The following is a 13,095-nucleotide window of genomic DNA, read 5'->3' on the forward strand; positions in this document are numbered from 1 at the left end:
TGATGAAAAAATATGACCCAACTGTTCCGGCTCGTGACCTTGCTGACTTTGATGATATTTTCCACGCGGGCCTCCTCACAAGCGAAGATTAGTCATGGAAAAATGCAATGGTTTGCTGATGCCAAATTGGGCATTTTTATACATTGGGGAATTTATGCAGTAAATGGTATTCCTGAGTCATGGAGTTTTTTCAACAACTACATAAACTATGCTGATTATAAGAAACAGTTAGACGGATTTACGGCAGCAAACTATGATCCGGGACAATGGGTAAACCTCATCAAAGAAAGCGGGGCAAAATACGCCGTTATCACTTCCAAGCACCACGACGGCGTGTCTTTGTGGGATAGCAAACAGCCTGATGCCTTGACGATTCCCCGGCACAGCACAGCGCGCAAAGACGTGTTAACACCGTTTGTCAGGGCGCTGAAACAAAGCGGACTAAAAACAGGAATTTATTTTTCTCTGCCGGATTGGAGTTATAAAAACTATGATGTGTTTACCGGCTCCATCAAGAGATATGATATCAAACACGAACCTGCAAGATTTGAAAAGTTTGTGAAGTATTACCAGGGCCAGCTTTCAGAAATTTCCAGGCAGTTTAATCCCGACCTGCTTTGGTTTGATGGCGATTGGGAACACAGCGCAGAAGAATGGAAAGCAGCTGAAACCAAAGCCATGTTGCAACGGAGCAATCCTCAAATAATTATCAACTCGCGGTTAAAAGAACAGGGTGATTACGCCACCCCGGAGCAGGGCGTACCAGTACAACGCCCGGCAGATCGATACTGGGAGCTCTGTTACACGATGAACGACAGTTGGGGTTATCAACCCTTTGACAGGCATTATAAAACGCCTTTTATGATCATCAGCACGCTGGTAGACTGCATTTCAATGGGTGGTAATTTACTGCTGGATATCGGACCAAAAGCCGATGGCACCATCGCACCCGAACAGGTGAGTATACTTAAAGCACTTGGCCGATGGACAAAAAAACACGCTGAGGCCGTATACGGGACGCGTGCCGGTAATCCGTTGCTTCAGTACACCGGCAGATCCGCTTTATCAGGAGATGGCAAAACGTTATTTCTATACCTGGATCAACGGGCGATGCCATCGCTCAAAATCGGAGGTATCAGATCTTCGGTCAGGAAAATATCTGTTGTCGGCACAAACCAGGAAATCCCTTTCAATGGAAAGAGTGGAAATTACGAACTGAACCTCCGTTCAGTGAAATGGGATCAGGACATCACTGTGCTGAAACTGAGTCTGAGCGAACCTTTGAACCTCTCCGCCCCTGTTCAGCATATTCCTGTTCCAAAGTTCGGCGATTATATCAAGAACACAAATCGGGAACCCGGACAGGTGATTCGTGATATCTGCTTTGATATTTCTGAAGGCAGGAATTGCTTTTTGGCCGAGCCTCTGGTTATGAATGAACAGTACAAAAATAGCACAATCAGAAACGCACCGCCGCAAGTGAAACAATGGATCCTGAAACATACGGAGGCGATTGCGCAGAGCGGGAAAGGTTTATCACAGGGGCATTATGCTGGCATGTCTGCTTTGTCAGCCGATAAAAAGACGATCTACTTGTTTGTGGAGGGGAGACCCAACGGGCCCATATCGCTGAAAGGTATCAGCAATCAGATCGCGAGGATCAGGATCGTGGGTGATGGTACACTCCTGGATTATAAGATGTTCGATAAACTATACTGGAGCGCTGTGCCGGGATTGGTTTATATCGACATCCCTGAAGCCAGGCTGGACAAGTTCGTTACCGTGATCGCCGTGTTGCTGGATGGACCGGTAAAAGAATACCGGCATGATGTGAAGCCGATTGAGAGCAATTTGTGAGGATTAAACCAACCGAAGGCCTTCTTTTTCAAGTTGGTTATATTTTTCTATATCAAAGACATAGAGGAACGAACCTTTTTTGGAAGTGGACTTCTCCTTTTCCTTCAGTTTTTTCAGTATGCCAAGCGAGAGAATCTTCTTGGTGAAGTTTCTTTTGTCCAGTTGTGTTTCGTAGATGGCCTCGTACAGCGCCTGCAATTGCAACATTGTGAACTTATCCGGCAATAAGGCAAATCCAATGGGATGGCTGGATATCTTCTGACGCAACCGTTCCCGGGCACGAAGGATCATCTCCGTGTGATCAAAGATCACCGATGGGATACTTTTTACCGGAAACCATTTCGCCTGGTGGATCTTCATCAGCGCAGGATCATAATCGTCCAGCTTAATGAGCGCAAAATAAGCAATGGATACAACCCTTCCGCCCGGATCCCTGCCAATATCACCAAAACAATATAGCTGTTCCATATAAACCGAGGTCAGCCCGGTAAGTGTACCCAAAACCCTGGATGCGGCATCATCCACACTCTCATTCTTCTTCACAAAGCCACCCATCAAACTCCATTTGCCCTTACCGGGCGAGAACCCCCGTTTAACCAGCAATGCTTTGAGTTCATGACTGTCAAAACCAAAAATAATACAGTCCACTGCAACCATCAGGCTATCATGGGCAGCGTATTCAGAAGTGCTAGACATCAATTTAACTATTCAGTTTAAGAGTGATACGAATTACCAAAAATAAATATAAAATGCGACACACAGGCCTACGACTATTAGAGAATGTACGACATCCCATTTTGTCCAGCTATTTCGTGTTTCTGCTACCTGCTCGGGTGTTTGCGAAAAATAGGTAACTCCCCGAAGCTGCTCTTCCGTTGGTTTTGGTGTAACGAAACTGATAACTACCATCAGTGCCATCGTGAAGAAAAACAGAAAAATACAGAAATACAGCCAGTTTATTTCCAGCAACCAGTTGAATGCAGCCGGTTTAAAAATCATAACAGCGAGCCGGAACATACCCAATACAAATCCCGTGATCAGGCCCCACTGCCCTGCTTTCGGCGTGATCTTCCGATGAAAAACGCCCAACAGGAAAACTGCTGCAATAGCCGGCGCAATCAGTGACTGGACATTCTGCAGGTACTCATACAACACATTACCCAAACCTTTCATAATAGGGATCCAAATCAGACCAAGGAATACAACCGCTACAGTCGCCATTCGCCCAACCCACACCAGCCTCTTTTCAGAAGCCTGCGGCCGGTAATGCTTGTAGAAGTCGATCGTGAACAGGGTTGCGGATGAATTGAAGTGTGCGGCCAGTGAAGTCATTAACGCAGCGATGAAACCCACGATCACAATACCTTTAATACCAATCGGCAGCAGTGTAGACACCAAACTGCCATATGCCTGGTCGTTAGTTTCAAAGAATGCCATACCCTTGGCTTTCATGGCAGCAGCGATCATTCCGGGGATCAGGAACATCAGCACCGGCAATAATTTAAGGTAGCCGGCAAAGATAGTTCCCTTGCGCGCGTGATTCAGATTTTTGGCGGCCAGCGCCCGCTGTACAATATGCTGATCCGTACACCAGTACCAGAAACCGATGATCGAAGCTCCGAAAATAACGCCTACTCCAGGGAACTTTTCGTAGAGCGGATCTCCCTTGGAATGTATCAAATGCATATTATCGCCCGTATATTTAACGACTTCATTCCAGCCGCTCAAAAGCCCGTCCCCACCCAATTTCAGCAGTCCCAGCACCAGGATTATAATGGCGCCAATGATCAGTATCGGGGTTTGTACCACCGATATCATCATGATTCCTTTCATCCCTCCCAGTACAGTAAACAAACCTGTGATCAATACCAGTCCGATAGCCGATATCCAGAAGAAATCAATTCCCCACATGCTTTCTATGCCGAGTACGGTTTTGAGAAATATGCCGCCAGTATAAGCCGTCACAGAAACTTTGGTCAGTACATAACTGATCAGGGTGATCACAGACAAGAACGAACTGGTACTTTTATTGTACCGTCTCAACAAAAACTCAGGCATGGTAAACACCCGGCTATGCGCGTAAAACGGTACAAACACCCAACCCAGGATCAGGATCATCCAACCCTGCATCTCCCAGTGAGCCATGGCCATGCCGCTTTCTGCACCGGCGCCGGCAAGCCCGACCAGGTGCTCCGATCCGATATTTGCTGCAAAAATAGCCGCACCCACCGTCAGCCAGGTTTCGCTTCGCCCCGAAAGAAAATAATCAGAGGTATCTTCTTTTTTCCGCGATAGAACCTTATAAACGATGATGGCGAGGGCGGCAAAAAACACCAGCAATACAAGCCAATCGACGATATGCATTTTTCTACTTTTTTATGATGAGTAAATAGATCTTCAATTATGAATATGCAATTTCGTTCCAGCGCAATTCATTTTTGAATTGGTACAGATCCGTCTTTTCACCGATCAATACGTATTCAATACCAGCCATTGCCGCAAAGTCCTCCAGGTTCTCAGCGGTCAGGTTCTGGCTGTAACAGGTATGATGCGCTCCTCCAGCAAGAATCCAGGCCGTACATCCATCCGGCATATTGGGATAAGGTTTCCATAATACCCTGGCTACCGGCAGTTTGGGCAGATCATGCTCAGGTTTCACAGCTTCCACGGTATTCACCAGCAACCTGAACCGGTTACCCATATCCACCAGTGATGCATTTAAAGCAGCTCCCCCGTTCGTATTAAATACAAGCCTTACAGGATCAGCCTTTCCGCCGATGCCGAGCGGATGAATTTCACAGGAAGGTTTGTCATTTGCAATACTCGGGCAGATCTCCAGCATATGGCTTCCCAGCACTAATTCATTCCCTGGTTCAAAGTGATAGGTATAATCTTCCATGAATGAATTCCCTCCCGGAAGACCGGTCGCCATCACTTTCATGGCCCTCACCAACGCAGAAGTTTTCCAATCACCCTCGGCGCCAAAACCGTATCCATCGGCCATCAGGCGCTGCGAGGCAATCCCCGGTAATTGTACAAGCCCATGCAGGTCTTCAAAGGTATCGGTGTACCCTTTATAATTTCCATCCAACAAAAATTTTCGCATACCCAACTCAATCCTTGCAGCATCGCGAAGGCTCTGATGCTGACTCCCGCCTTTCTCCAGCGTTGGTGCTAACGTGTACTGTTCACTATACTGACCGCAAAGATCTGAAATCGCTGTTTCGCCGATACCGTTTACATATCCCACCAGGTCACCCACACCATGCGTGTTTACGCTAAACCCGAACTTCATTTCAGCTTCTACTTTGTCACCATCAGTAACGGCCACAAATCTCATATTATCGCCAAAACGCACGAACCGGGCGCCCTGAAGATCATGCCAGCCTACGGCTACCCTGGCCCACCCGGCAATTTTCTCCACCACTTTTTGATCCTGCCAGTGCCCCACCACTACTTTCCGGTTCAGACGCATCCGGCTCATGATGTGACCGAATTCCCTGTCACCGTGTGCCGACTGATTGAGGTTCATGAAGTCCATGTCAATCTCAGACCAGGGGATATCCCGGTTGAATTGCGTATGCAGATGCAGCAATGGTTTCTGAAGGATCTTAAGGCCGTTGATCCACATTTTAGCAGGCGAGAATGTGTGCATCCAGGTAATAATTCCCACGCAGTTGGCAGCGGCATTGGCATCTGCAATGGTGCCATAAATTTCTTCCGTTGTCTTTACCGTGGGCTTAAACACCACACTTACGGGGATCGTTTCGGAGTTGTTAAAGGCAGCAGCAATTTCTTTTGAATGTGAAGCTACCTGCTTCAGGGTCTCTTCGCCGTAAAGGTGCTGACTTCCCGTTACAAACCAAAGTTCTAATTCATTAAATGGCTTCATATGTGTATTTGTTTTATTTGATATTTTCTTCCGGCGACATAACAATGTGCACGCCCGGAACTATTATCTGGCAATTTTCCTTAACGTAATATTTCATATGGCTTATCGTTTACTATCTCCTATGACTGTTTAATTTGCAAGAAGATCGATGTCTTTTATTTTCTCCGGGAACCAGAGTTCCATCTCCCCCTTACCCCTGTTGGCCCAGGCGTAATAGGGAATGGCAACAAATGGTTGTTTTACCGTTTTTACTTCAGTATCCGTATGTACTACGGCATTAACCTCCGATTTCAGCAGCATTACGCCGTTCAGCATTGAAGGATCAAAGGCTGTGGTAAAGCTTGCAGAAGCGGGTATCACGATATTGGAGGTTTGTCCTTTGTTATCAGGCCACTCGGCACAGTACATGATGGGACCCCGCTGAAGGGCGACTTTGCCAATATCTTCTTTTAGTTTTTCATTGGCGACAACCCGGCGTACATCCATCGGAAGATTTACTTCTACTTCATCGCCTTTCCTCCAGTTCCGGTCCAATACTGCATATCCATTTTCCAGTTTATAAGTCACAGGCTGTTGGTTTACGCTGATCAGAACTTTACTGTCGGATCTTGACTGAAAACTGTACAGATCAGATGGGATAGCCTCGTTCTGCGCCCAGCCCGGAATGCGTACTTTCAGCGCAAATGCAGCGTTGCCTTTTTTGGGTAGGATGGCAAACTTCAGATGACCATCCCAGGGGTAGTTGTTTTTCTGTATTATTTCAATTGCTTTGCCATTCACGTCCAGCGATGCATCGCTATTGATAAAAAGATTTACAAAAAGGTCATGGTCTCTCTGTGCGTAAACGTATCCGGGAACAGACGGAAGCAACCTGACTACATTGGTCGGACAACAGGAGCATTCAAACCACCCGGAGCGTTCTCCTTCGAGACCCCGGGGGTGTGAACCATTTCTAACCTGCATGGCATTGGTATAAAAAAATGACTTACCATCGAGTCCAACTCCCGAAATCAGTCCGTTGTACAGGATCTTCTCCATCAGGTCGATGTATTTGGCTTCGCCGTGCAACTGAAACATCCGCTGATTCCAATATACGCTGGAAATGGCTGCACAGGTTTCATTGTAGGCCGTCGCGTTGGGAAGTTCATAATTATCCCCGTATCGTTCGCCCGAAGGCACTGCACCTGTCCCACCCTGCACATAGATCTTGCGGCTTACCATATTCTCCCAGATGCTATCGACTGCGGTTAGTAACGCTTTGTCTCCTGTGAGGGCAGCCACGTCCGCAACAGCGGCATACAGGTATCCGGCGCGTACAGCATGCCCGATTGCTTCGCGCTGATCGGCTACGGGAATGTGATCCTGCCAGTAGGCACCATTCTTCCAGGGATCTTTACTACTGGCGTCATACCCTTTGTAATGGCCTCGTTCATCAATAAAGTATTTCGCGGTTTGGAGGTACTCTTTTTTACCGGTAATGCGATAAAGCTTTACCAGTCCCATTTCTATGACTTCATGTCCGGGTGCCACATGTAATTTGTCGTATCCAAAAACTGAGCAGACCAGGTCGGCATTCTTGAGGGCAATGTTCAAAAGGTTCCTCTTTCCGGTGGCGGCAAAATGAGCAGCGGCGGCTTCATATAAATGGCCCGCGTTATATAACTCATGGCTGAGTTCCCTTTCCCGCTCCCATCGTTTGGATCCTGCCCAGGCATGCGGATGAGCCGGATCAATGGTCCTGGCTGTGTAGAGGTACCCGTCGGGCTCCTGGGCCTTGCCCACTTTTTCAATCAGTGAATCAATATAAATTTCCAGTTTTTTGTCCGGGAATAGGCTCAGGGAAAAAGAAGCGCCTTCGATCGTCTTGTAAATATCAGTGTCATCAAATGGGTACCTTGTGCAGAACTTTCCGGTCCGGGTTGCCGCCATTTCAAAATTCTTCACCCGCCCCGTTTTCTCGCATCGTTCGAAGGATGCAGGGATTGTAGCCGTATTATTCACTTTAATCCTCGGTAACCAGAAGTTATCCGTCAGATGAACTTTGGTAAATGCTACCGGTTTGTACGCATAGTCTTTCTGTTGCGCTTCTGCATGAGAACAGATGACCAGCGCTGCGGAAATAAAAAGAGTTCCGATTTTCATGGCAAATTTTATTTTTAAGACTGACCGTAATAGCTGTCGGGCCCATGTTTGCGTTCCCAGTGCTTACGCTTGATCGATTCTTTCAGTGTGGGCGCCCCGGGATTGATCCTTTCGGTGAGCGTGGCCATCTTGGCAATAAACTCCAGTACAGCGCTGTTGTGAACCGCTTCGTGTGCATTCTTTCCCCAGGTAAAAGGCGCGTGATTGCCCACCAGGATCATTTCTATCTCCTCATAACTCAATCCTTTTTCCTTGAGGCAATTCAGAATCTGAAATCCGGTTTCGTATTCATAATTCCCCCTGATCATTTCATCGCTCATGGGTGCAGTGCAGGGGATATCGACTGTAATGTAGTCCGCGTGCGTGGTGCCAAAAATCGGTATATCACGCTGCGCTTGCGCCCAGGCCGTCGCATAGGTACTGTGTGTATGAGCGATTCCGCCTATTTTGTCGAAATATTTATACAACACCGCGTGGGTCAGGGTATCCGAAGAGGGTCGTAGTTTCCCTTCCACGATCTTCCCATCGAAATCCACGATAACCATTTTCCCCGGGTCGAGGTCGTCATAGGCCACACCGCTGGGTTTGATGGCAAAGACGCCTTCATGTCTGTCTGCGGCGCTCACATTCCCAAACGTAAAAAGAACCAGCCCAAGTTTAGGCAGTTCCATATTGGCCTCATAGGCCTCTGTCATGATATGATCAAATTTAGATCCTGCCATATACTGTTGATTCTTTTGTTCAGTTGTCAGCCTGTTGAGTGATTTCAGATTCAATGAAATTCCCCAGTCGGAGATATTTTTCATACCTGCGTTGATAGATAGCCGTCTTTTCGCTATTGGGATGGTACTCATTGTCGAAACCCTGTCCGATGGCCCGCATCGCGTCTTCTACTTTTTCATAAACGCCGGAGACGGTGGCGGCGAACATCGCGGCACCCAGTGCGCAGGTCTGTTCGCTTTTATGGATCTTGATGGGCATATTCATCACGTCCGCCATCATTTGCATGATAAACGGAGATTTCCTGGCGACACCTCCAAGTCCGATTAGTCCTTTTACAGGAATCCCTTCTTCTACGAACCGGTCTGCGATAGCCTTCGCACCGAAGCAGGTAGCTTCCACCAGCGCTCTGAACAGGTGGGATGCATCGGTTCCCAGACTCAGTCCGCTGAACGCTCCTTTGAGCGCCTGATCGGCATCGGGAGTACGCCTTCCGTTCATCCAGTCGATGGCCAGTTCAGCGTCTTCCTGCAGGGGAAGTTTAGCCGCTTCGTTTGAGAGTTCGGTAAGAAGCTTGTCGGACATTTCTTCTGCCAGCGCTTGCGCGTTTTCGGCTGATATCAGACTTGTTTCCTGGAGCAGGCGCCTCACAGGCCACAGGAGCACATGCTTAAGCCAGGCGTAAGCATCGCCGAAGGCAGACTGTCCGGCCTCCAATCCTATCATTCCGGGAATGATGGAACCCGGGACCTGACCGCAAATACCCTTTACCAGGGTGTTGCCCACTTCAGAGGCTGGCGCTACCAGCATATCACAGGTGGAAGTTCCCATCACCTTGCTTAGGTAGTAAGGTTCTACCTGCCCGCCTACAGCGCCCATATGCGCGTCAAACGCACCTACACCAATTACTACGGTTTCAGGTAACCCAAGCCTGGCGGCCCATTCTTTGGAAATGATACCTGCCTGCTGATCAGATGTAAACGTATTTGCAGGTAATTTTTCGGTAAATCCATCGAGTATGGGATCCAGGGTTTTAAAAAATTCATTGGGTGGGAAGCCGCCGAATTCTGCTGCCCACAGTGCTTTGTGACCGGCGCTGCAAACGCTTCTTTTCATTTCGTGCACATCATTTCCGCCTGTCAAAAAAAACGGGATCCAATCGCAATGCTCCACGAACGAATAAATATTTTTGCGCACGGCAGGATCTTCCCTCAGCACGTGAAGCAGCTTGGCCCAGAACCACTCGCTGGAGTAAATACCGCCGACGTACTGCAGGTAATTGGTTTCAAAATTGACAGCATGATCATTGATCTCTGCGGCTTCATTCACCGATGTGTGGTCTTTCCATAGAACAAACATGGCGTTGGGATTTTCTTCAAATCCCGGTAATAAAGATAAAGGTACCCCTGCTTCATTGACCGCTACGGGTGTGGACCCCGTGGTATCAACTGAGATCCCTTTAATATTAGCGGCTACCTCAGGTCCCGCTTTTTGCACGCATTCCAGAATCGTTTTCTCCAGGCCTTCGAGATAATCGAGCGGATGCTGCCGGAATTGGTTGATAGCCGGATTACAGTATTTACCCTGTTTCCAACGAGGGTAGTAAAACACTGATTGGCTGATTTCTTCTCCGGTAATGGCATTTACCAGGATCGTGCGGACGGAATCAGTGCCATAATCCACCCCTAATACGAAAGCGTTTTTGGTCATATAAACTTTTTAAAACTTATGAAAGCCAGAACAATCAATCTCTTTTCCAATCGTGGCATAAAAACTTGAGCCTTTCCGACACCACAACTTAAAACAAAAAAGCCAGGCAATATCTCGTAGTACTCAAATTTAAGTGTATATTTAACATTTAAGTAATAAATCGAAGTTAGGGCAAATGGTTTAATTGGGGATAGATTATTTCTCCGTTTTCCAAAATTTTTTTGAAACGGGGACTGCTTTGAACGTACTGGCGATTCAGGAAAATACCTGACCGTTAAATCACCTGCCCGGGCAGGTAGGATCCCTGCCCTTTGAATGACACCCAATAATCAAATCCGCGCTGGGGTGTATCCCGCTCCCCACCCATATGCCATTTACCGATCATGGCTGTCTGGTAGCCTGCCGCCTGAAGATATTGCGGGTAAAACACAAGGTCATCTGAAACGGCCAACTGACTTTTCACATTCAAGGGGTATTATGACGGCTGAGGCGCCTCAGTAAAGCGCAAGCAAAAGCCCGCAGCTTCCCGCCACCTGCTGGCAGGAAGAAAACTTTAGTTTCGGCTATTTAGGATTTTGGGGGAACTGACCAGAGGGAAACTGGTTTGAAAAAAATTATTCAGGATGTGCTCATCCCAAATAGCCCCATGTTAAATGTTTTTGTATGGGGCCATTGATCAATGCTGTTTCGATGGAGGAAGCTTTAACTGGCTTTCGTTACATTCACGGCAATCAAGCCCTTCGGGCCCTTCTGAACTTCGAACAAGACTTTCAGATTCTCCTTCAACTCGACAGATGAGGAATTGATATGTACAAAAATACTCTCCCGGGTATCGGCCTCGCGGATAAATCCATAACCTTTACCAGTGTCAAAAAAGGTGATGACTCCTGTTTTGATATGGCTTTCACTATTCTGATCCCTTCTATTAGCGACCGTTGGCGGTATATAGTCATCCTCCGGCTTGCGGGTCTTATCAGGAGGCGTGTCAGACAGATTACCGTATTCATCCACATAAGCCAGCATTTCATTGAGACTTTTGCCCTTGTCTGTATTCTCTTTACGCTCCTGTTTCCTTTCTTCTTTTTTCTTTTTAGCGTTTTTCTTTTTTAATTCTCTTTCTCGTTTGCTCCAGGTTTCTCCCATGCGATAACTTTTAAAATGAAATAATAAATGACACGGCTCTACGAGGTGCTGCCTCAGGAAGCCCTTTCGGGCTACCTATTTCACAGCACTTAAGCGCGTAAATCCCGATCCGTTAAATATCCTGGACAAGTTTATATCCTTTGTCTGTTCCCACAACTCCAGGTTCTTTGCGTTCACTACGCGCCAGAAATTTTTCGCCCTCAGCTCGTCATAATCGCGCATGCTGATGAAAATTCCTGTTACGGCTGACCGGTCTTTAAAATGAATATTCACGGCCTTTTCCCCCCGGGTATTCGTTGTTAAAAATTTTTCAATTGATTCTGCGTCCATAACTATTTTTTTTAAGTTTTCTAAAAACAAAACCGACCTCTAATCTACCAACGATCGAAATGACATGGTCTACCAACGGTTGGAATTATTCCCCCGGTCTTCTCTGGGGCGGGCTTCAACGACCTTGATGGGTCGGCCGTCCTGCATGGATCCATTTAAATCTCTGATAGCCTTCCGGGCTGCATCCTCAGACATTTCAACAAAGCCGAAGCCTCTGCTCTGCCTGGTAAACTTGTCGGTAATAACGCGAGCAGAATCAACGGTTCCGTATTCTGCAAATAATTCGTTAAGATCTTCCGTAGTGAAACTGTACCCAAGATTGGACACAAAAATGTTCATTTTAGTGATTTTTATAATTAATAAATGATTCGAGAAAAGCAAATATATAAAGCTGAAGGCGCGTGCTTACAATAGAGCAGTAACTCAAACTAACGCTGTAAAGATAAGCATTTTTACCCAGATTTCCGTATTTCTTTTACCGAATTAGGCAGGTAATCCCCCGCCAATATTTCCTGTAATATTCCAAACAAACCAGGTCTGAAACGGATCCCTCCGTTCCGGGATCTGACAAACCGGCTCCTCACGCTGGGTTCTCCAAAATACCAGCACATTTATTGTTTCCGGATTCGGTTCCTTCTGCAAAATTGACTGCTGGTCATATTAATAACCACCCGAAGATACTCAGGCTATCCTTTGTCCCCCGGGTTCCGGCGTCAGGGCCTTTCATCAAATAACTTCCGGATTCATTATATTCTTTTCGCTATGCTTCATCATAGTCGACGAATGACTGTTGAGAAAGCTGCGCCACCGGTTGAGGCGCCTTCGCTCTGAGACCCGTTACGATATAATAAACACTATCACCTCTTTGCTCTTCGTACCAATACCAGTCGTCCAGGTCCAGCACATTCTTTTTAGCCGTATAGCGGCTCAGCTGCACAATTGCATCCCCGGTAAACCGCACTTTTGCGGATACCTTCCCACCATGCTTTAAACAAACAACCAGTGGCGCTTTATTGGAGTGTGGTACATGAAACATTTAAATAATTTAAAGTGTGAGCAACTATTATACCGGAAAATCTTTTTCTAACTACTGCGTCATACGGGATCATTGGCATTCCACTCATCCACAACAATAATCAAAGCTGAATAGTTCACCCGATGTCATAAATATAAAATATTGCATCCATATATAATGAAATATATATTTGACACTTCGGGGTAGTTGAGACAGCCCTGAACGAACTGTTTTAGAAGATTGCATCCTCCTACTTACCGTTCGCAACAGGAAACGAAAATCAAAA

General features: G+C 46.8%; 12 protein-coding genes. 1 reads left to right on the forward strand and 11 read right to left on the reverse strand.

Annotation, left to right across the window (positions count from 1 at the left end; all coding sequences use genetic code 11):
* The first annotated feature begins 12 nt into the window (after nt 1-12).
* Entirely contained in the window at nt 13-1,857 is a 1,845-nt protein-coding gene (locus tag AC3WS5_RS12980) for an alpha-L-fucosidase (protein ID WP_492467823.1), read from the forward strand.
* A gap of 3 nt (nt 1,858-1,860) precedes the next feature.
* On the opposite strand, the gene AC3WS5_RS12985 is transcribed toward AC3WS5_RS12980, so the two are convergent.
* The 11 genes from AC3WS5_RS12985 to AC3WS5_RS13035 form a co-directional block, all read right to left on the reverse strand.
* Entirely contained in the window at nt 1,861-2,553 is a 693-nt protein-coding gene (locus tag AC3WS5_RS12985) for an NUDIX hydrolase (RefSeq protein ID WP_492467824.1), read from the reverse strand.
* A gap of 33 nt (nt 2,554-2,586) precedes the next feature.
* Nucleotides 2,587-4,221: a sodium:solute symporter gene (locus AC3WS5_RS12990; RefSeq protein WP_492467825.1), complete on the reverse strand. Its 1,635-nt coding sequence runs from the start codon at nt 4,219-4,221 to the stop codon at nt 2,587-2,589.
* A gap of 37 nt (nt 4,222-4,258) precedes the next feature.
* Entirely contained in the window at nt 4,259-5,749 is a 1,491-nt protein-coding gene (gene araA / locus AC3WS5_RS12995) for an L-arabinose isomerase (RefSeq protein WP_492467826.1), read from the reverse strand.
* 129 nt (nt 5,750-5,878) lie between these two features.
* Entirely contained in the window at nt 5,879-7,891 is a 2,013-nt protein-coding gene (locus tag AC3WS5_RS13000; protein ID WP_492467827.1) for a glycoside hydrolase family 127 protein, read from the reverse strand.
* Nucleotides 7,892-7,905: 14 nt separating this feature from the next.
* Entirely contained in the window at nt 7,906-8,697 is a 792-nt protein-coding gene (locus AC3WS5_RS13005; protein ID WP_492467828.1) for an L-ribulose-5-phosphate 4-epimerase, read from the reverse strand.
* Nucleotides 8,633-10,321, reverse strand: coding sequence for a ribulokinase (locus tag AC3WS5_RS13010; RefSeq protein WP_492467829.1), 1,689 nt, complete (start codon nt 10,319-10,321; stop codon nt 8,633-8,635). Before AC3WS5_RS13010 ends, AC3WS5_RS13005 begins: the two co-directional genes overlap by 65 nt.
* Nucleotides 10,322-10,595: 274 nt before the next feature.
* Complete coding sequence (locus tag AC3WS5_RS13015; protein ID WP_492467830.1) at nt 10,596-10,784, reverse strand: sulfatase-like hydrolase/transferase; 189 nt, start codon at nt 10,782-10,784, stop codon at nt 10,596-10,598.
* Nucleotides 10,785-11,023: 239 nt separating this feature from the next.
* Nucleotides 11,024-11,464, reverse strand: coding sequence for a cold-shock protein (locus AC3WS5_RS13020; protein ID WP_492467831.1), 441 nt, complete (start codon nt 11,462-11,464; stop codon nt 11,024-11,026).
* 75 nt (nt 11,465-11,539) lie between these two features.
* Nucleotides 11,540-11,794 (reverse strand): short-chain dehydrogenase, encoded by a 255-nt coding sequence (locus tag AC3WS5_RS13025; protein ID WP_492467832.1) that lies wholly within the window; start codon nt 11,792-11,794, stop codon nt 11,540-11,542.
* 69 nt (nt 11,795-11,863) lie between these two features.
* Nucleotides 11,864-12,133, reverse strand: coding sequence for an RNA-binding regulator (gene rbp / locus AC3WS5_RS13030; RefSeq protein ID WP_492467833.1), 270 nt, complete (start codon nt 12,131-12,133; stop codon nt 11,864-11,866).
* Nucleotides 12,134-12,554: 421 nt separating this feature from the next.
* Nucleotides 12,555-12,830: a hypothetical protein gene (locus tag AC3WS5_RS13035; protein WP_492467834.1), complete on the reverse strand. Its 276-nt coding sequence runs from the start codon at nt 12,828-12,830 to the stop codon at nt 12,555-12,557.
* Between the last annotated feature and the right edge of the window lie 265 nt (nt 12,831-13,095).

The sequence above is a fragment of the Niabella sp. CPT15-335-S11 genome, from assembly GCF_058792415.1.